This is a genomic window from Pseudomonas faucium (genome assembly GCF_021602585.1).
Taxonomy (GTDB): domain Bacteria; phylum Pseudomonadota; class Gammaproteobacteria; order Pseudomonadales; family Pseudomonadaceae; genus Aquipseudomonas; species Aquipseudomonas faucium.
The window spans coordinates 1-18,722 of record NZ_BQIP01000042.1 but is presented as its reverse complement, the minus strand read 5'-3'; the positions used below and the strand labels follow the sequence as shown (position 1 = coordinate 18,722).

Here is an 18,722-nt window from a genome sequence, read left to right as displayed (position 1 = left end):
CGGCGCTTTGGTGAAGGGGTGGGGCGAGGTCTCCCACGGTCTGTACTGCGGCTAACAGTCAGAATCGGCTTTGTCGTCCCACCACCCCTTCGAGTATCACCATACAAGCCGGCTTGCCGGCGATAGGCTCAACGCGCTTTCAGGTCGAGCCTGCGCAGATGACAGGTCACTTCCTCACGGTCGTGATACAGCTGCTTGCAGGCAATCGACACCTTCACCTTGCGCGCCTTGAACGTCGCCTCCATGCGATCGAGCAAGCGCCGCACTTCGGCATAACGCTGCTTCATCGGCAACTTCAGGTTGACCACCGCTTCCCGGCACAGCCCCTCGCCCAGCCAGGTCTCGATCAGCGCGGTGGTACGCGCCGGCTTCTCGACGATGTCGCAGACCATCCAGTCCACCGGCTGCTTCGGCTGCCAGGTAAAACCATCGGCCATCAGGTGCTGGACCAGCCCGGTGTCCATCAGGCTTTCGGCCATCGGGCCGTTGTCGATGGCGGTGACCAGCATGCCACGGCGCACCAGCTGGTACGTCCAGCCGCCCGGCGACGCGCCCAGGTCGACACCGGTCATGTCGTCGCCCAGGCGCAGGTCCCAGTGCTCCCGCGGGATGAACTGGTGCCAGGCTTCTTCGAGCTTCAGGGTCGAGCGGCTGGGCGCCTCGCGCGGGAACTTCAAGCGCGGGATGCCCATCGGCCACAGCGCGCTGTTGTTCGCCTCGGCCACGCCCACGAACACCCGCCGGCCACTGATGAAGGTCAGCAGCAGGCGCGGCCGGCTGGCGTCATCGACCAGGCGCCCGGCCTTCTCCAGCGCCTTGCGCAGCGGCACCTCGAATTTGCGGCAGAACGTCGACAGCTCCTTGCCATCGTTGCTGTCCAGCACTTCCAGCCACAGGCTGCCGAACACCGGCAAACCGGCCAGGTGCTCGAGCAGCACGCTGATGCGATCGCTCTCCGGCAGTTCGATGTAGCTGCCACGGGCCCACTGGCGCGGGAAGATCAGCTGGGCGAAGCGCAACTGCGCCATCAGCCGTTCGGCACCGTCGGCCTCGGCGCACACGAACTCGGCACAGGCGCTCTGCGGCTTGCCTTTGGCATAGCCGGCAACCTCCAGGCGCGCGGCCTGTTCGCTGATCTCGGCGCAGACCTCGCCCTCGAAACCGGGCCGGCAATGCATGAACAGGGTATTCATCTCTCACTCCACTACGGCTGGCGCGCTACGGGCGCCGGCAGGGCGGCGATGATAAAGGAAGTTCGGAACCTGCGACACGCCCCGCCGGTCCAGAAAAGGGTCAGGGGCGCCAAACCGGGCTAACCTGACCATTCAGCCAGGTCCGTGCCGTGCGGGCCGAAACAGAGCGGTGCACCGGCCACGCCAAAGGCCGGGCACCGGTGCATAAGGAGTTGGCAATGCCCTCGCTCGATAGCCTGAACACCCTCAAGACCCTGAAGGTAGCCGACCACACCTACCACTACTTCAGCCTCACCGAGGCTGCGCGCCAGCTCGGCGACCTGCAGCGCCTGCCCATGTCGCTCAAGGTGCTGCTGGAAAACCTGTTGCGCTGGGAAGACGGCGAAACCGTGCGCGGCGACGACCTGCGCGCCCTCGCCAGCTGGCTGCAGGAGCGCCGTTCCGACCGCGAGATCCAGTACCGCCCGGCGCGGGTACTGATGCAGGACTTCACCGGCGTACCGGCGGTGGTCGACCTCGCCGCCATGCGCGCCGCCATGGCCAAGGCCGGTGGCGACCCGCAGCGGATCAACCCGCTGTCGCCGGTGGATCTGGTGATCGACCACTCAGTGATGGTCGACCGCTACGCCACGCCCCAGGCGTTCGGCGAAAACGTCGACATCGAGATGCAGCGCAACGGCGAACGCTACGCCTTCCTGCGCTGGGGCCAGAGCGCATTCGACAACTTCCGCGTGGTGCCGCCGGGCACCGGCATCTGCCACCAGGTCAACCTGGAATACCTGGGGCGCACGGTCTGGACCCGTGAAGCGGACGGCCGCACCTACGCCTTCCCCGACACCCTGGTCGGTACCGATTCGCACACCACCATGATCAACGGCCTGGGCGTGCTCGGCTGGGGCGTGGGCGGCATCGAGGCGGAGGCGGCCATGCTCGGCCAGCCGGTGTCGATGCTGATCCCCGAAGTGATCGGCTTCAAGCTGACCGGCAAACTGCGCGAAGGCATCACCGCCACCGACCTGGTGCTGACGGTGACGCAGATGCTGCGCAAGAAGGGCGTGGTCGGCAAGTTCGTCGAGTTCTACGGCGATGGCCTGGCCGACCTGCCGCTGGCCGACCGCGCCACCATCGCCAACATGGCGCCTGAGTATGGCGCCACCTGTGGATTCTTCCCGGTCGATGAGGTCACCCTCGATTACCTGCGCCTGTCGGGCCGGCCGAGCGAAACCGTGCAGCTGGTCGAGCAGTACTGCAAGGCACAGGGCCTGTGGCGCCTGCCGGGGCAGGAGCCGATCTTCAGCGATACCCTGGCGCTGGACATGGGCGAGGTCGAAGCCAGCCTGGCCGGGCCCAAGCGGCCCCAGGACAGGGTCGCGCTGGGCCAGGTCAGCCAGGCCTTCAACCATTTCATCGAGCAGCAGCCCAAGGTGCTGGCCAAGGAAGTCGGCCGCCTGGAAAGCGAAGGCGGCGGTGGCGTGGCGGTGGGCAATGCCGACCAGGCCGGCGAGATCGACTACAGCCACGACGGCCAGACCCACACCCTGCGCCACGGCGCCGTGGTGATCGCCGCGATCACCTCCTGCACCAACACCTCCAACCCCAGCGTGATGATGGCGGCCGGGCTGGTGGCGAAAAAGGCCCTGGAAAAGGGCCTGCAGCGCAAGCCCTGGGTCAAGAGCTCGCTGGCGCCCGGCTCCAAGGTGGTCACCGACTACTACAACGCCGCCGGCCTCACCCCCTACCTGGACCAGCTCGGCTTCGACCTGGTCGGCTATGGCTGCACCACCTGCATCGGCAACTCCGGCCCGCTGGATGAGGCCGTCGAAAAGGCCATCAGCAGCGCCGACCTCACCGTCGCCTCGGTGCTCTCGGGCAACCGCAACTTCGAAGGCCGCGTGCACCCGCTGGTCAAGACCAACTGGCTGGCCTCGCCACCGCTGGTGGTGGCCTATGCCCTGGCCGGCAGCGTGCGCGTGGACCTGACCAAGGACGCCCTGGGCACCGGCAAGGATGGCCAACCGGTGTACCTGCGCGATATCTGGCCGACCCAGCAGGAAATCGCCGAAGCCGTCGCCAAGGTCGATACCGCCATGTTCCACAAGGAGTACGCCGAGGTGTTCGCCGGCGACGCCCAGTGGCAGGCGATCGAGGTGCCGCAGGCGGCCACCTATGTCTGGCAGGACGACTCCACCTACATCCAGCACCCACCGTTCTTCGACGACATCGGCGGGCCGCTGCCGGTCATCGAGAACATCCAGGGGGCCCGCATCCTCGCCCTGCTCGGCGATTCGGTGACCACCGACCACATCTCCCCTGCCGGCAACATCAAGGCCGACAGCCCGGCCGGGCGCTACCTGCGCGAGAAGGGCGTGGAGCCGCGCGACTTCAACTCCTACGGCTCACGCCGCGGCAACCACGAGGTGATGATGCGCGGCACCTTCGCCAACATTCGCATCCGCAACGAGATGCTCGGTGGCGAAGAAGGCGGCAATACGCTGTACGTGCCCACCGGCGAGAAGCTGTCGATCTACGATGCGGCCATGCGCTACCAGGCCGAGGGCACGCCACTGGTGGTGATCGCCGGCCAGGAGTACGGCACCGGCTCCAGCCGCGACTGGGCGGCCAAGGGCACCAACCTGCTGGGGGTCAAGGCGGTGCTGGCGGAGAGCTTCGAGCGCATTCACCGCTCCAACCTGGTGGGCATGGGCGTGCTGCCCCTGCAGTTCAAGCCGGGCAACGACCGCAAGCAACTGGGCCTGACCGGCAAGGAGCGGATCGATGTGCTGGGGCTGGCTGGCGCGCAGATCAAACCGGGCATGAGCCTGCAGCTGCTGATCACCCGCGAGGATGGCCAACAGCAGCAGATCGAGGTGCTGTGCCGCATCGATACGGTCAATGAAGTGGAGTACTTCAAGGCCGGTGGGATCCTGCACTACGTGTTGCGCCAATTGATCGCGAGCTGAAGCCTCCGGGGCCGCCCTGCGGCCCCTTCCCCACCTTGCCTTGCAATTAATCATTCAACAAAACCGCTGGCCTGCCGATACCTGTTCAAAGCCTTGCGGATTACACGACCCATGCGTAACAACCAGCCGATTACTCAACGCGAGCGGACCTTCCCCGCCCAACAACGGTTGATCTCCACCACCAACGCCAAGGGTGTGATCACCTACTGCAACGATGCCTTCATCGAGATCAGCGGTTTCTCGCGCGAGGAGCTGACCGGCGCGCCGCACAACCTGGTACGTCACCCCGACGTGCCGGCGGCGGTGTTCGCCCACATGTGGCAAACCCTCAAGCAAGGCTTGCCATGGATGGGCATCGTCAAGAACCGTTGCAAGTCGGGCGACCATTACTGGGTCAACGCCTACGTCACGCCGGTTTTCGACAACAACCAGGTGGTCGGTTTCGAATCGGTGCGGGTCAAGCCCAGCGCCGAGCAGATCCGCCGCGCCGAGGCGCTGTACCAGCGCATCAACCAGGGCAAGACCGCCATTCCGCGCCGCGACAAATGGCTACCGGTGCTGCAGGACTGGCTGCCGTTCATCCTGGTCAGCCAGGTCGGCTTCCTGATCGGCAACTGGCTGGGCCACTCCTGGGGCTTCGCCCTAGCCGCTGGCCTGTCGGTGCCGCTTGGCCTGATGGGGCTGGGCTGGCAGCAACGGGGCCTCAAGCGCCTGCTGCGCCTGGCCGAACAAACCACCTCCGACCCGCTGATCGCGCAGATGTACACCGACAGCCGGGGCGTCCAGGCTCGCCTGGAAATGGCCATGCTCAGCCAGGACGCACGCCTGAAGACCTGCCTGACCCGCCTGCAGGACAGCGCCGAACACCTCAGCGAGCAGGCACGCCAGTCCGATGAGCTGGCGCACAAGAGCTCATCGGGGCTGGAGCGCCAGCGCGTGGAAACCGAACAGGTCGCCACCGCCGTCAACCAGATGGCTGCCACCACCCAGGAGGTGGCCAACCACGTGCAACGCACCGCCGATGCCACCCAGGAAGCCAACCGCCTGACCGCCCAGGGCCGGCAGATTGCCGGGGAAACCCGCGACGCCATCGAGCGCCTGTCCAGTGCCGTGGGCGAAACCGGCGCCACCGTGACCCAGCTGGCCAAGGACAGCGACGAAATCGGTGGCGTGGTAGACGTGATCAAAGGCATCGCCGACCAGACCAACCTGCTGGCGCTCAACGCCGCCATCGAAGCGGCACGTGCCGGTGAAATGGGCCGCGGTTTTGCCGTGGTCGCCGACGAAGTGCGCCAGCTGGCCCAGCGTACCGCCGAGTCCACCGGGCAGATCCACGGCCTGATCGCCAAGCTGCAGCAAACCGCCAACAACGCGGTGCAGACCATGGAAAGCGGCCACCGTCAGGCCCAGGAAGGTGTCGAGCGGGTCATGCAGGCCGACCAGGCGCTGGTCGGCATCAGCGAGGCGGTGGCCAACATCACCGACATGGCCACGCAGATTGCCGCGGCCACCGAAGAGCAGACCGCCGTGGCGGACGAGATCAGCCGCAACATCAGCACCATCGCCACCCTGGCCGACGAAACCGCCGAACAGGCCCAGCACTCGGCGTTGCTCAGTGAAGCCTTGAGCAGCACGGCAGGCGGCCAGTACTCGCTGGTGGAGCGCTTCAACCGCTAAGTTCGCAGGACCTCATCGCCGGCAAGCCGGCTCCCACAGGCACTGACAGCTCTGTGGGAGCCGGCTTGCCGGCGGTGAGGCCCTCATGGGCTGCAACCGCCTACCACTCCAGCGTCAGGCGGCTTTCGAAGTAGCGCTCCTCGCCCGTCAACGGGTCGCTGAAACGCAAGCTGTGCGCCAGCAGCTTCAGGGGCCGCTGGTAATCGTCGTGTTCCTCGAGCAGGTCGGGGTAGAACGGGTCATTGCAGATACCCGCCCCCAGGGCCGCCATGTGTACCCGCAACTGGTGGGTCTTGCCGGTGACCGGCGACAGGCCGTAGCGCCACAGCTCACCCTGCTTCTCCAGCACCTCGGCGTGGGTTTCGCTGTTATCTACCCCGTCCACTTCATGCATGCGGAAAAACGGCTCGCCGTGCACCAGCCGGCTTTTGTGCACCCGCGGAAACGCGTGCTGGGGCATGGCGGCGGCGATGGCCTGGTAGCGCTTGTCGATACGCCGCTCCGGGAACAGCCGCTGATAGGCGCTGCGGGTTTGCGGGTTGGCGGAGAACAGCACCAGCCCCGCGGTGTGCCGGTCGATGCGGTGCAAGGGCACCAGGTGCGGGTTGTCCAGGCGGCGGATCAAGCGCCGGAGCAAGGTTTGCTCGACGTACTCGCCGGTCGGCGTGACGGGCAGGAAGTGCGGCTTGTCGGCCACCACCAGGTGCTCGTCGACGTGCAGGATGGCCTCCTCCACCGGGATCGGCCGCTCGTTGGCCACCTCACGGAAATAGTGCAGGCGCATGCCGCGCCGGTAAGGCAGGTCGGCAGCGACCGCCTGCCCCTGGGCGTCGAGCACCCGGCCACGGGCAAAACGGTCGAGCCACTGCTCACGGCCAATGGCCTTGAAGTGGTCGCACAGGCAATCGAGCACCGTGGCCCAGTTGCCAGGTGGCAGGCACACCGTGCTGGCTTGCTGGCGGGCAGGGTCGAAGGGGCTGGTCATGGCGTAACTCGAATCGATCAAAGCCGGGCATTATCCCCCAAGCCCGGCAACGCAACCAGCCTCGCCCTCGCTGCGCGCCTTCAGCCAGCGCAATACCTGCACGGGCTCCCAGCGGCCAGGGTCGTAGAGCGCATACAGCAAGCCCTCGTAACCCACCACATCCAACCCCCGGTGATAGCCGGCACGCTGGAACAGCGCTTCGATCTCGGCGAAGCAGGTATTGAAATGGACCTTGCCGAACGGCGTGCGGTCCTCGGTGACCAGGCCTTCAAGGCGCATTTCCAGCACAGCTTCGGCCACCCGCTCTACCGGCATGCGGTTGACGCTGTACTTGAGTTGCTCGACGTTGAGCATGCATTCACCTCGATACTGTATTTATATACAGCATACGAACAAGCGCTTGCCGCCGTCAATGCGGCTTATTGCAGTCCCGGCAGGTAGCCCGTGCCTTTGCGGATGGTCAGCACCTGCCGGCGTGGCGCGGCCTGCGCCACCGACAGGTGCACCCAACGGTCGAATTCGAGGATCAGCTGGTCGAAGGCCACGGCGCTCTCGCTGACCTGGCGCACCACCTCGCGCGGGGTCATTCCCAATACCGTGAAGTCTGCCGCCAGCCCCTGTACATGTTGGCTGGTGGCCGCGCCGCCAACGCGCTTGTTGACAGCCACGCTGCGGTAGCCGCTGCTGACGACAATCGGCACACCGAACAGGGCGCGTACCTGTTCCAGTACGCTGCACAGCAACTGCAGGTTGGCGCGTGCCTCGGGTGGTGGGGTGTTGTCGAGCCCGTCCCTGGCTGCGAGCTGCGAAACGATCATTTCATCGAGGGTGAAATGAGGGGTGATGAACATGGCTGGATTCCTGACGACCTATGAATGATGCCGGCATCGGTGCGCCGGCACCCGATCATCACAGCGCAGCATTGATCATGGCGCAGGGATACCATTCCCCAGGGGTTTCACTGCCCCAGAAACGCCACCACCTGTTCGCCATCGAACGGCCAGTGCAACTCGGCACCGGTATCGCTGCGCCGCAGCACCGGGATGGTCAGGCCATAACGCTCGAACAGTGCCTCGCTGTCGGCGATATCGACCAGCTCGACCAGCAGGCCATGTTCGACAAATGGCATCAGCACGGCTTCGGCCACTTCGCACAAGTGGCAGCCGACAGTGCCGAAGAGTTGGCATTCAGGCAGCATGGAGCAGGACTCGCTAGGCAGGGGACAGACACCTATTCTAGGCCCGCCCTGCCCCTTGCGCACCCTGCCGAGGTCAATCCTGGCTGGTGGCGCCGATGCGGTGCAGCGACAAGTCGGCCCCCTGGAACTCCTGCTCGTGGCTCAGGCGCAGGCCATGCAGACGGCGGATGAGGCCATACACGGCAAAACCGCCGGCCAGTGCCACCAGCACCCCCGCCAGGCTGCCGATCAACTGGCTGGCCAGGCTGACCCCGCCCATGCCACCCAGGGCCGCCTGGCCAAAGATGCCGCAGGCGATGCCGCCCCACAGCCCGCACAGCCCGTGCAGTGGCCAGACGCCCAGCACATCGTCGATCTTCCAGCGGTTTTGCGCCGCGGTGAAGCTCCACACGAACAGCACCCCCGCCACCAGCCCGGTGGCCAGCGCACCGATCGGGTGCATCAGGTCGGAGCCGGCGCAGATCGCCACCAGCCCGGCCAGCGGCCCGTTGTGCAGGAAACCTGGGTCGTTGCGGCCAGCCAGCAAGGCCGCCAGGGTGCCGCCGACCATGGCCATCAGCGAGTTGAGCGCCACCAGGCCGCTGACGCCCTGCAGGGTCTGGGCGCTCATCACGTTGAAGCCGAACCAGCCGATGATCAGGATCCACGAGCCCAGGGCAAGGAACGGGATGCTCGACGGCGCGAAGGCCACCAGGCGGCCGTCGCGGTAGCGCCCGCGCCGCGCCCCCAGCAGCAGCACGGCGGCCAGTGCCAGCCAGCCGCCCATGGCATGCACCACCACCGAGCCTGCAAAGTCATGGAACGGCGCACCGAAGCGCGCCTGCAGCCAGCCCTGGATGCCCAGGTTGCCATTCCACACCACGCCTTCGAAGAAGGGGTAGATGAACGCCACGATCAATGCCGTTGCGCACAGCTGCGGGACGAAACGCGCGCGCTCGGCGATGCCGCCGGAGATGATCGCCGGGATCGCCGCCGCGAAGGTCAGCAGGAAGAAACACTTGACCAGGGCATAGCCGTGGTCGGCCGCCAGTTGCGCCGCCGGCTGGAAGAAGTTCACGCCGTAGGCGATCCAGTAGCCGATGAAGAAATACACCAAGGCCGAGATGGCGAAATCGCTGAGGATCTTCGACAAGGCATTGACCTGGTTCTTGTGGCGCACCGTGCCCACTTCGAGGAAGGCGAAGCCGGCATGCATGGCCAGCACCAAAATGGCGCCCATGAGGATGAACAGGGTGTTGGAACCATGGACCAGGGAGTCCATCGCGCTGTGGGTGTTTTCCATGAAAGAGGCAGACCTGCTGAAAAGGCACCAGGACAGTTCAAGCGCCTGCATCCCTGCACCGAATCGGTGCCAGCTTCTCGCCCGGGTTTTCCGGCCCGGGCGAAGCCTGCAGGGTTTTTTCTTGGGTTTGTCGTGGATTGGGTTAAGGTTTATCGGTACGCGCCGGGCGCGCTCGCCCTGAATCGGCGCACAACCCCAGGCACTGCCCCGGGTTGTGGCAAACGCCATCGGGCAATGGCTTAGCAAGGCCTGTACCAGGGCCGCACTGAACCTTCGGCGCACCGGCAAACTCGAATGATCTACACACCACACAGGGAGAGAGCCCCATGGCCAGCAAATCGGCAAAGACTGCACAAGACATACTGATGGCTGACTTCCAGGCCTTGGTCCGTGATACCGAGAAACTGCTGGCTGACACCGCCAACCTGGCGGGCGACCAGGCCGACGAATTGCGCGGGCAGATTCACGACCGCCTGACCCAGGCCCGCGAGACCCTGCAGCTGACCCAGGAGTCGGTGAAGGAGCGCGGCGAAGCGGCGCTGGGTACGGCCGAGCAGTACGTTCAGGACAACCCCTGGCAGGCCATCGGCATCGCCGCCGGTGTCGGCCTGCTGATCGGCCTGCTGGCCAATCGGCGTTGAGGAGCCCCCATGGAGAATGACGCCATTGCCAGCGGCGCCTCGGGCAAGCGCCTGGGCGCGGCACTGCTGGGGCTGCTGCACAGCCATATCGAACTGTTCGGCATCGAGTTGCAGGAGCAGAAGGGACGCACCCTGAGCCTGCTGCTGTTCGCGGGCCTGGCGCTGGTGTTCGCGCTGCTGCTGCTCACGGCGCTGTCGGGCCTGTTGCTGGTGCTGTTGTGGGACAGCTATCGCCTGGCCGGCATCGTCGGCCTGTGCGTGTTCTACGGCATCGCTGCGCTGTATTGCGCACTGCGGCTCAAGGCTGCGGTGTTCGACGAGTCGTCGCCCTTCGGTGCCACCCTCGAAGAACTTGCCAAGGACCGGGAGCGCCTGCTGCCATGAGCCTGCCTGAACTGCCGAACACCCGTAACCCAAGAGAATTGCGCAAGGCCCTGCTGCGTTTGCGCATGGAGATGCACCGCCAGGAAATCCGCCACGAATCCGGGCAGCTGCTGCAACCGTTGCAGCGCCTGCGCGGCATGGGCGGCTCGCTGCACGAAGGCCTGGGCATCAAGCACGCGCCGCTGTGGGGCATTGGCGCCGTGGTGGCGCTGGGCTTTCTGACCGGCAAGGGCGTGCGCAGCGGCAACCTGTCGCGCTTGGTGCGCCTGGGCAGCAGCCTGCTGCCGCTGGTACGCCTGTACCTGCAGGCAGGCCGGCGCCCCTGACCCTGTGCACCGCTGGCTGGCCAGCGGTGCCTGCCCACCCTTGCGCAGCCCTGCCTGACACAGGATGCTATGCCCTTCGATCGACAGGAGACCGCGCCTTGGACTGGCACACCCTGCTCACCCGCGAGCGCCTGGGCAAAGCCCTGTACAGCTCTGAAGAACTGGGGCGCAGCCCCTTCCACAAGGACCACGACCGGATCATCTTCTCAGGCGCGTTTCGCCGCCTGGGGCGCAAGACCCAGGTCCACCCCGTTACCAGCAATGACCATATCCATACCCGCCTGACCCACTCGCTGGAGGTCAGCTGCGTCGGCCGCTCGCTGGGCATGCGCGTGGGCGAGACCCTGCGCGACAGCCTGCCCGACTGGTGCGCGCCCAGCGACCTGGGCATGATCGTGCAGTCCGCCTGCCTGGCCCACGACATCGGCAACCCGCCCTTCGGCCACTCCGGCGAAGATGCCATCCGCCACTGGTTCCAGCAGGCCGCCGGGCGTGGCTGGCTGGACGACATGAGCGACGACGAGCGCGGCGACTTCCTCAATTTCGAAGGCAATGCCCAGGGTTTTCGGGTGCTGACCCAGCTTGAGTATCACCAGTTCGATGGCGGCACCCGGCTGACCTACGCCACCCTCGGCACCTACCTGAAGTACCCCTGGACGGCGCGCCACGCCGACGCCCTGGGCTACAAGAAGCACAAGTTCGGCTGCTACCAGAGCGAGCTGCCGCTGCTCGAGCAGATCGCCCGCAAGCTGGGCCTGCCGCTTCTGGAAGAGCAACGTTGGGCGCGCCACCCGCTGGTGTACCTGATGGAGGCCGCGGACGACATCTGCTATGCCTTGATCGACCTGGAAGACGGCCTGGAGATGGAGCTGCTGCACTACGCCGAGGTCGAGGCGCTGCTGCTCGACCTGGTGGGTGACGACCTGCCGGAAACCTACCGCCAGCTCGGCCCGTCCGATTCGCGGCGGCGCAAGCTGGCGATTCTGCGTGGCAAGGCCATCGAGCACCTGACCAACGCCGCCGCCCACGCCTTCGTCGAACAGCAGCAGGCACTGCTGGCCGGGCAGTTGAGCGGCGACCTGGTCGAGCACATGCATGGCCCGGCCAAGCGTTGCGTCCTGCAGGCCAAGGACATGGCGCGCAACAAGATCTTCCAGGACAAACGCAAGACACTGCACGAGATCGGCGCCTACACCACCCTGGAAATCCTGCTCAACACCTTCTGCGCCGCGGCCCTCGAACAACAAGGCGGGCGCATGCCCTCGTTCAAGAGCCGCCGGGTGCTCGACCTGCTCGGCAACAGTGCGCCCAACCCGCATGACTCGCTGTACAAGTCGTTCCTGCGCATGATCGACTTCATTGCCGGCATGACCGACAGCTATGCCAGTGAGATGGCGCGGGAAATGACTGGCCAATCTACCCCGTCCTGAATGCCTGCGATGCCGCCTGGCGCGACTGCCGGGCGGTTTTTGTAGGATGCTTCCTACAGTCGACGTTTAATCATTAAACACTGGCGAACAACTCGACGTTACGGGCATTGAAAACAGCCTGAACTCGGAATTGTTTTATTACACTTCGTGGCGCAAGTTGCTTTGTGTTGTAGGCAATTTCCCATAACGCCGCATTCGCCTCTCCACGCGTCCCCGACAACTTTCAACTGCGTTAAGGTGCGCCCTGCCTTCGTCATCCGCCGCAGGGAACTTGCACATGTATTCCGTATTCATAGTCGATGATCACCCGGTCATTCGCCTGGCTGTCCGTATGTTGCTCGAAAACCAGAGCTACAAGATCGTCGGCGAGTCCGACAATGGCGTAGACGCCATGCAGATGGTGCGCGAAACGCTTCCAGACCTGGTAATCCTCGACATCAGCATCCCCCGGCTGGACGGCCTCGAGGTGCTGTCACGCTTCCAGGCCATGGCCCTGCCCTCCAAGGTACTGGTTCTTACCGCGCAATCACCGGCGCTGTTCGCCCTGCGTTGCATGCACTCAGGCGCCGCTGGCTATGTGTGCAAGCAGGAAGACCTCAGTGAATTGCTCAGTGCAATAAAAGCCGTACTTGCCGGCTACAATTATTTTCCCAGCCAGACCGTCAACAATGGCCCGCAATCAGCGCAAGCCGACCTCAAACTGTTCCGCCAAGTCAATGATCGCGAGTTGATGGTGCTGCAACTTTTTGCCCAGGGAAGAAGCAACAAGGAAATCGCCTCCGGCATGTTTCTGAGCAACAAGACCGTCAGTACCTACAAGAAACGCCTGATGCAGAAGCTTCAGGTCGACACCCTGGTCGACCTCATCGAAATGGCCAAACGCAACGCGCTGGTCTGAGGCAGACATGGCGCGATTTCTAGCCGTCCTGCTCGTTTGCCTGGCAGCTTGCGCAGGCTGTGCCCAGGCCTCGGAACAGGAGGCCATGCCCTACACCTTGCTCGCCCGCTCATCGGCGGCAGCGGTGCGGCTGCAGCCCACACCGGCGCAGCAGCAATGGCTGCAGGAGCGTCAACAGCTGACCCTGGGCACCTCGGCGCCTGACTATCCCCCCTTCGACATCACCAGTGGTGGCCGCGACTACCAGGGTTTGACGGCCGAATACGCCGACCTGATCGGCAAGGCCCTGCAGCTGCCGATCCAGGTCAAGCGCTATTCCAGCCGGCAAGCGGCAGTGGCGGCGCTCAAACGCGGTGACATCGACCTGCTCGGCAGCGCCAATGGCTATGAAGCCGCCACCGATGGCCTGGCCCTTTCCCACCCCTATGCCATCGACCAGCCGGTGCTGGTCACCCGCGAGGACGAGCGGCGCGCGCTCGCCCCGGGCATGCACGGCATGCGCCTGGGCATGCTGTATCACTACCTGCCCACCCAGGACATCCTCGCCGCCTACCCCGAAGCCGAACTGCTGGCTTTCGGTTCTTCCTCGCAAGCCTTGAATGCCGTTGCCTTCGGCCAGGCCGACGTGTTCATCGGCGATACCCTCTCCACCCATTACCAACTCAATCGCGGCCACCTGCCACGCTTGCGCATGGCCAGTTTCGGCGAGCACGAAAACGTCGGCTTCGGCTTCGCCATGCGGGCCGATGACAACCTGCTGATCGAGCTGGTGAATGCAGCCCTCGAGCATCAACCAGGCAGCGTGCGCGCCAGCCTGCTCAAGCGCTGGAGCGCCGGTGGCGAGCTGCTGCTGAACAATCGCCATCTGCACCTCACGCCAGCCGAGGCGCACTGGTTGCAGGAACACCCGATCATGCAGGTGGCCATCGACGAAACCGCAGCACCGCTGTCCTATTTCGACAGCAACGGGCATTTTCGCGGCATAACGGCCGACCTGCTGGAGTTGATTCGCCTGCGCACCGGCTTGCGTTTCGAGGTGCAGCGGGCCAATGGCATTGCCGACATGGTCGCCCGCCTTGAAGACGGGCGCGTCAACATGATCGCCGCCCTGGCGGTAGAGGGCGCGCGCGACCTGCGCCTGCAGATGAGCCGCCCCTACCTCGAAAGCCCCTACGTGCTGGTGACCCGCGCCGAGGACAACGAGTACGCATCGCTCGAGCAACTGCATGGGCGCCGTATCGCGATCACCCGCTACAGCGCCATGGCAGAGCTGCTGGCCAGCCGCTACCCGCAAATCGGCTGGATCGAGACGGACAGCCCGTTCTATTCCATGGCCTTGCTCAGCAGTGACGCCGTCGATGGCGTGATCACCACGCTGGTCGACGCCAACCATGCCCTGGCCGGCAATGCCGACCTGGCCATCCGCCGCACGGTGGGCAGCGAGCCGGCCACCTTCGCCATGGCCACCGCTGCCCAGGCCACGGCGCTCGCGTCGATCCTGGATAAAGCCTTGCTGAGCATCTCACCGGAAGAGCTTGGCGGCATCAACAACCGTTGGCGCGACTTCAGCCGGCATGACGACGGCAGCTGGGCGCCGTTTCGCCGCCTGGCCCTGCAAGTGCTGCTGGGCACCGGCCTGCTGCTGTTGCTGGCGCTGATCTGGAACGCCCACCTGCGGCTGCAGATCCGCCAGCGCAAACATGCCGAACGCGCCCTCGGCGACCAGCTGGAATTCATGGGCGCCCTGCTCAACGGCACGCCCCACCCCATGTACGTGCGAGACCGCGACGGTTGCCTGCAAAGCTGCAACGCCAGTTACCTGGAGGCGGTGCAGGCGGACCTCGACCAGGTGCTGGGCAAGCGCCTGGAAGACAGCCTGTTCGCTGCCACCGAGCAAACCCGGCAGATCCAGGCCGACTACCTGCAGGTGATGGCCGCCGGCGTGCCGTTGGTGGTCGACCGCCCCTTGCGGCTCAAGGACCAGGAAATCACCATCTACCACTGGATCCTGCCGTACCGCGATTCGCTGGGCGAAGTACGCGGCATCATCGGCGGCTGGATCGACATCAGCGAACGCCGCAAGCTGGTGCAGGAACTGCGCGAGGCCAAGCAGCAGGCCGAAGAGGCCAACCGAGCCAAGAGCACCTTCCTTGCCACCATCAGCCACGAGATCCGCACGCCGATGAATGCCGTGATTGGCATGCTCGAGCTGGCGGTAAAGCGTGCCAACCACGGCCAGGTCGACCGCACTTCGCTGGAGGTCGCCCACCATTCGGCGAAGGACCTGCTCGGCCTGATCGGCGATATCCTCGACATCGTGCGGATCGAGTCCGGGCACCTGACCCTGGCGCCGGAACCGGTCGATGTGGCGGCACTGGTCGAATCGGTCGGCCGCATCTTCGAGGGCCAGGCGCGGCTCAAGGGGTTGGCCCTGGAAGTCATCATCAACCCCAGCGCCCGCTGCCATGCGTTGCTCGACCCGCTGCGCTTCAAGCAGATCCTCTCCAACCTGGTCAGCAATGCCATCAAGTTCACCGAACATGGCCATGTGCGCCTGTGCCTGAACCTGCGCGAAGCAGGCCCAAGGTCGGCCCCGAGCCTGGCGCTGGAGGTACGCGACAGCGGCATCGGCATTCATGACGACGACCTGCAGCGCCTGTTCAACCCCTTCGTCCAGGTCAACCCGCACAGCCAGGGAGCGCGCGCAGGCACCGGGCTGGGCCTGGCCATCTGCCGCAGCCTGTGCGAAATGATGGGCGGCAGGCTGAGCATCAAGAGCCTGCCGGATTTCGGCACCCAGGTGCGCATGACCCTGCCGCTGCAGCCTGCCACTACGCCGCCCTTGCCTGCGCCGATCGAAGACGAGGTCGACACCCCCGACCCGCGCCTGAACGTGCTGGTGGTCGACGACCACCCGGCCAACCTGCTGCTGATGGCCCAGCAGCTGGGCTATCTGGGCCTTCGCCAAACCACCGCCAGCGGCGGTCGCGAAGGCCTGGATACCTGGCGTAACGGGCAGTTCGATGTGCTGGTGCTGGACTGCAACATGCCGCACATGAACGGCTACCAGCTGGCCGCTGCCATTCGCGCCGAAGAACGCCGCAGCAAGCGGCCACCCTGCGTCATCCTCGGCTATACCGCCAACGCCCAGCCGGAAGTCAGGCAGAAATGCCTGAGCGCCGGCATGGACGACTGCCTGCTCAAGCCCATCAGCCTGCGCACACTCAGCCAGCGCCTGGCGGTGATTGCCCGGCACGGGCAAGCGGCGCCGTTCGACTTGCAGGGCCTGCGCAGCATCGTCGGCGACAACCCAAGCGAACGCGACCGCCTGCTCACGGCCCTGCACCAGAGCCTGCAACAGGACCTGGCCGAACTGATGAGCCTTGACCCCGGCACCCAGGCCCTCGAGCTGGGCGAGCAGGCACACAAGATCCTCAGCGCCGCGCGGATGCTGGAAGCCAAGGGCATGATGCTGGCCTGCGAGGCCATGGGCGAGGAGGCGTTGCCGGTGCCACAGCTGAGGCTGCGTCGGCAGGTATTGGCACGGCACATGCGCCGTGTGGAGAAAGCCCTGGCCAGGGAACTGGCCAGGGCTTGATCGAACGCCGCCCGTGCGGGCGGGCGCTCAAGCGTGCATCAGGAAGCCGGGTTGATCGGCTTTTCCGGATACCAGGCGTCCAGCAGCGGGCTGACTTCGATGCTAGTCAGTTCGCTGCGGCCCTTGAGCCAGGCTTCGACGGCAGCGCGCTGTTCTTCGCTGACCGAGCCACGCTTGGCCGAGCACACCAGGCCGAAATCATCGCCGCCGACATAGTCCAGGCCATTGGCATCCATGGCTTCTGCGAGGAAGGCGTCGAGGAAGGCATCGATGGCTTCGTCAGACAGGTCTTCCTTGAAACCCAGGTTCAGTTCGAAACCCAGCTCCTGGAATTCATCCACGCACAGTTTCTTGCGCAGACGACGGGAACGGTTGGTAGCCATGAAACAATCCTCTTGAGTAATTACGCGCGGCACTTTAACAGTTTCCGCAGGGCAACGGCGCTTTTCCGTCGAACGTGGCGCATCAGCGCTGCGCTTGGGGCATAATGCGCACTATATTTCGTTCTGGGGTCATCACTTCTTACAGCCCCAATCTCCTTTTCCCTCGTGCGCAGGGTATTAATCTCTTATGATCAAAACGCTTCGTCCCTTCGTTCTCGCCGGCCTGCTGCTGCCGTTCGCACTGCCCAGCCAGGCGGCAACCGTCAATACCACCCTGCCACCCAAAGTGCAGCAGGCGCTCAAGGCCAACAAGCTGCAGGACAACGCACTGTCTCTGGTGATGCTGCCGCTGAACGGCCCCGGCACGGCGACCGTGTTCAACGCCGATGTGTCGGTGAACCCGGCGTCGACCATGAAACTGGTCACCACCTACGCCGCGCTCGAGCTGCTTGGCCCGACCTTCCAGTGGAAAACCGAGTTCTACACCGACGGCACCCTGAGCAACGGCGTGCTCAACGGCAACCTGTACCTCAAGGGCGGTGGCGACCCGAAGCTGAACATGGAGAAGCTGTGGCTGCTGATGCGTGACCTGCGCGCCAATGGCGTGCGCACCGTCACCGGCGATCTGGTGCTGGACCGCAGCCATTTCGTGCAGCCCAACCTGCCGCAGTTCAATGACGATGGTGGCGATGTCAACAAGCCGTTCCTGGTCAAGCCAGACTCCCTGCTGGTCAACCTCAAGGCCCTGCGCTTCGTCGCCCGCAACGACGGCGGCAAGGTGACCGTGGCGGTCGAGCCGCCGATCGCCAGCATCCGCATCGACAACCAGGTCAAGGCCGTGGCCTCCAAGCAATGCACCGGCGATGTGCGCTACAACCCGGTGCCGCAGCCGGATGGCATCAGCGTGGTGGTCAGCGGCCAGCTGGGCGATGGCTGCAATTCGCAGACCTACCTGTCGCTGCTCGACCACCCGACCTACGCCGCCGGCGCGGTGCGGGCGATCTGGAACGAACTGGGTGGCACCATCCAGGGCCGTGACCGCATCGAAAACGTGCCCAAGAGCGCGCGCCTGCTGGCCCGGGCCTTCTCGCCAGACCTGGTGGAAGTGATCCGCGACATCAACAAGTACAGCAACAACACCATGGCCCAGCAGCTGTTCCTGAGCCTGGGCGCGCAGTTCCGCACCGACGCCGACGGCGACGACGCCCGCGCCGCCCAGCGGGTGGTGCGCCAGTGGCTGGCGAAAAAGGGCATTACCGCCCCGCACCTGGTGATGGAAAACGGCTCGGGCCTGTCCCGCGCCGAACGGGTAAGCACCCGCGAGATGGCGGCGCTGCTGCAGGCGGCCTGGAAGAGCCCGTACTCGGCCGAATTCATCAGCTCGATGCCGCTGGTGGGCATGGATGGCACCATGCGCAAGCGCCTCAAGCGCACCGCCTTGACCGGCGAAGGCCACATCAAGACCGGCACCCTGAACACCGTGCGCGCCATCGCCGGCTTCAGCCGCGACAGCAATGGCAACACCTGGGCTGTGGCGGCGATCCTCAATGATCCGAAACCGTGGGGCGCCTCGCAGGTGCTGGACCAGGTGCTGCTGGACCTGTATCGCCAGCCGAAGACGGCCGACAGCACGGCCGCCGTCGCGCCCTGATTCAACGGCTGGGCCCCTCGCCGGCAAGCCGGCTCCCACAGCTACCGCGCTGGCTTCAACAACAGCGCAGTACCTGTGAGAGCCGGTTTGCCGGCGAGGGGGCCATGAGCGGTATC

At 65.3% G+C, this 18,722-nt stretch carries 16 protein-coding genes; 9 read left to right on the top strand and 7 right to left on the bottom strand.

Translation table 11 applies throughout. The features are described 5' to 3' along the window. Positions 1-128: 128 nt before the first annotated feature. Complete coding sequence (gene rlmM / locus L6D75_RS26600; protein WP_176517731.1) at positions 129-1,193, bottom strand: 23S rRNA (cytidine(2498)-2'-O)-methyltransferase RlmM; 1,065 nt, start codon at positions 1,191-1,193, stop codon at positions 129-131. A 218-nt stretch (positions 1,194-1,411) separates the two neighbouring features. On the opposite strand from rlmM, the gene acnA reads away from it, so the two are divergent. Together acnA and L6D75_RS26590 are read left to right on the top strand one after the other, a co-directional pair. Further along, positions 1,412-4,153, top strand: a complete 2,742-nt coding sequence (acnA, locus tag L6D75_RS26595) for an aconitate hydratase AcnA (RefSeq protein WP_176517732.1) — start codon at positions 1,412-1,414, stop codon at positions 4,151-4,153. A 111-nt stretch (positions 4,154-4,264) separates the two neighbouring features. Further along, positions 4,265-5,830, top strand: coding sequence for a methyl-accepting chemotaxis protein (locus L6D75_RS26590; RefSeq protein WP_176517733.1), 1,566 nt, complete (start codon positions 4,265-4,267; stop codon positions 5,828-5,830). Positions 5,831-5,930: 100 nt separating this feature from the next. Here the strand turns inward: L6D75_RS26590 and L6D75_RS26585 are convergent, their stop codons facing one another. The 5 genes from L6D75_RS26585 to L6D75_RS26565 all read right to left on the bottom strand — a co-directional run bounded on the left by L6D75_RS26585 (position 5,931) and on the right by L6D75_RS26565 (position 9,295). Then, a complete protein-coding gene (locus L6D75_RS26585) occupies positions 5,931-6,815 on the bottom strand; it encodes a pseudouridine synthase (RefSeq protein WP_176517734.1) in 885 nt (294 codons plus the stop codon). A 30-nt stretch (positions 6,816-6,845) separates the two neighbouring features. Continuing rightward, a complete protein-coding gene (locus tag L6D75_RS26580) occupies positions 6,846-7,169 on the bottom strand; it encodes a transcriptional regulator (RefSeq protein ID WP_176517735.1) in 324 nt (107 codons plus the stop codon). A gap of 65 nt (positions 7,170-7,234) precedes the next feature. After that, positions 7,235-7,666 (bottom strand): D-Ala-D-Ala carboxypeptidase family metallohydrolase, encoded by a 432-nt coding sequence (locus L6D75_RS26575; protein ID WP_176517736.1) that lies wholly within the window; start codon positions 7,664-7,666, stop codon positions 7,235-7,237. Between the two features lie 107 nt (positions 7,667-7,773). Next, on the bottom strand, positions 7,774-8,013 hold the full coding sequence (locus L6D75_RS26570) for a glutaredoxin family protein (protein WP_176517737.1): 240 nt from the start codon (positions 8,011-8,013) through the stop codon (positions 7,774-7,776). Positions 8,014-8,086: 73 nt separating this feature from the next. After that, on the bottom strand, positions 8,087-9,295 hold the full coding sequence (locus tag L6D75_RS26565; RefSeq protein WP_176517738.1) for an ammonium transporter: 1,209 nt from the start codon (positions 9,293-9,295) through the stop codon (positions 8,087-8,089). Positions 9,296-9,621: 326 nt separating this feature from the next. Between L6D75_RS26565 and L6D75_RS26560 the strand changes: the two genes are divergently transcribed. The 6 genes from L6D75_RS26560 to L6D75_RS26535 all read left to right on the top strand — a co-directional run bounded on the left by L6D75_RS26560 (position 9,622) and on the right by L6D75_RS26535 (position 16,572). Continuing rightward, complete coding sequence (locus L6D75_RS26560; RefSeq protein WP_176517739.1) at positions 9,622-9,936, top strand: ElaB/YgaM/YqjD family protein; 315 nt, start codon at positions 9,622-9,624, stop codon at positions 9,934-9,936. Positions 9,937-9,945: 9 nt separating this feature from the next. After that, positions 9,946-10,320, top strand: coding sequence for a phage holin family protein (locus L6D75_RS26555; protein ID WP_176517740.1), 375 nt, complete (start codon positions 9,946-9,948; stop codon positions 10,318-10,320). Then, positions 10,317-10,646, top strand: coding sequence for a hypothetical protein (locus L6D75_RS26550; RefSeq protein WP_176517741.1), 330 nt, complete (start codon positions 10,317-10,319; stop codon positions 10,644-10,646). Before L6D75_RS26555 ends, L6D75_RS26550 begins: the two co-directional genes overlap by 4 nt. Before the next feature lie 98 nt (positions 10,647-10,744). Beyond that, positions 10,745-12,076 (top strand): deoxyguanosinetriphosphate triphosphohydrolase, encoded by a 1,332-nt coding sequence (locus tag L6D75_RS26545; protein ID WP_176517742.1) that lies wholly within the window; start codon positions 10,745-10,747, stop codon positions 12,074-12,076. 277 nt (positions 12,077-12,353) lie between these two features. Next, a complete protein-coding gene (locus L6D75_RS26540; RefSeq protein WP_176517743.1) occupies positions 12,354-12,974 on the top strand; it encodes a response regulator transcription factor in 621 nt (206 codons plus the stop codon). Positions 12,975-12,981: 7 nt separating this feature from the next. Continuing rightward, positions 12,982-16,572, top strand: a complete 3,591-nt coding sequence (locus L6D75_RS26535; protein ID WP_176517744.1) for a transporter substrate-binding domain-containing protein — start codon at positions 12,982-12,984, stop codon at positions 16,570-16,572. A 38-nt stretch (positions 16,573-16,610) separates the two neighbouring features. On the opposite strand, the gene L6D75_RS26530 is transcribed toward L6D75_RS26535, so the two are convergent. Next, on the bottom strand, positions 16,611-16,955 hold the full coding sequence (locus tag L6D75_RS26530) for a YggL family protein (RefSeq protein WP_176517745.1): 345 nt from the start codon (positions 16,953-16,955) through the stop codon (positions 16,611-16,613). Between the two features lie 187 nt (positions 16,956-17,142). Between L6D75_RS26530 and dacB the strand changes: the two genes are divergently transcribed. Then, positions 17,143-18,606 (top strand): D-alanyl-D-alanine carboxypeptidase/D-alanyl-D-alanine endopeptidase, encoded by a 1,464-nt coding sequence (gene dacB / locus L6D75_RS26525; protein ID WP_176517746.1) that lies wholly within the window; start codon positions 17,143-17,145, stop codon positions 18,604-18,606. Positions 18,607-18,722 lie beyond the last annotated feature (116 nt).

Excerpts from the sequence above, each read along its gene's own strand:
- rlmM (WP_176517731.1), bottom strand. The coding sequence starts at position 1,193 with ATGAATACCCTGTTCATGCATTGCCGGCCCGGTTTCGAGGGCGAGGTC.
- acnA (WP_176517732.1), top strand. The coding sequence starts at position 1,412 with ATGCCCTCGCTCGATAGCCTGAACACCCTCAAGACCCTGAAGGTAGCC.
- L6D75_RS26590 (WP_176517733.1), top strand. The coding sequence starts at position 4,265 with ATGCGTAACAACCAGCCGATTACTCAACGCGAGCGGACCTTCCCCGCC.
- L6D75_RS26585 (WP_176517734.1), bottom strand. The coding sequence starts at position 6,815 with ATGACCAGCCCCTTCGACCCTGCCCGCCAGCAAGCCAGCACGGTGTGC.
- L6D75_RS26580 (WP_176517735.1), bottom strand. The coding sequence starts at position 7,169 with ATGCTCAACGTCGAGCAACTCAAGTACAGCGTCAACCGCATGCCGGTA.
- L6D75_RS26575 (WP_176517736.1), bottom strand. The coding sequence starts at position 7,666 with ATGTTCATCACCCCTCATTTCACCCTCGATGAAATGATCGTTTCGCAG.
- L6D75_RS26570 (WP_176517737.1), bottom strand. The coding sequence starts at position 8,013 with ATGCTGCCTGAATGCCAACTCTTCGGCACTGTCGGCTGCCACTTGTGC.
- L6D75_RS26565 (WP_176517738.1), bottom strand. The coding sequence starts at position 9,295 with ATGGAAAACACCCACAGCGCGATGGACTCCCTGGTCCATGGTTCCAAC.
- L6D75_RS26560 (WP_176517739.1), top strand. The coding sequence starts at position 9,622 with ATGGCCAGCAAATCGGCAAAGACTGCACAAGACATACTGATGGCTGAC.
- L6D75_RS26555 (WP_176517740.1), top strand. The coding sequence starts at position 9,946 with ATGGAGAATGACGCCATTGCCAGCGGCGCCTCGGGCAAGCGCCTGGGC.
- L6D75_RS26550 (WP_176517741.1), top strand. The coding sequence starts at position 10,317 with ATGAGCCTGCCTGAACTGCCGAACACCCGTAACCCAAGAGAATTGCGC.
- L6D75_RS26540 (WP_176517743.1), top strand. The coding sequence starts at position 12,354 with ATGTATTCCGTATTCATAGTCGATGATCACCCGGTCATTCGCCTGGCT.
- L6D75_RS26535 (WP_176517744.1), top strand. The coding sequence starts at position 12,982 with ATGGCGCGATTTCTAGCCGTCCTGCTCGTTTGCCTGGCAGCTTGCGCA.
- L6D75_RS26530 (WP_176517745.1), bottom strand. The coding sequence starts at position 16,955 with ATGGCTACCAACCGTTCCCGTCGTCTGCGCAAGAAACTGTGCGTGGAT.
- dacB (WP_176517746.1), top strand. The coding sequence starts at position 17,143 with ATGATCAAAACGCTTCGTCCCTTCGTTCTCGCCGGCCTGCTGCTGCCG.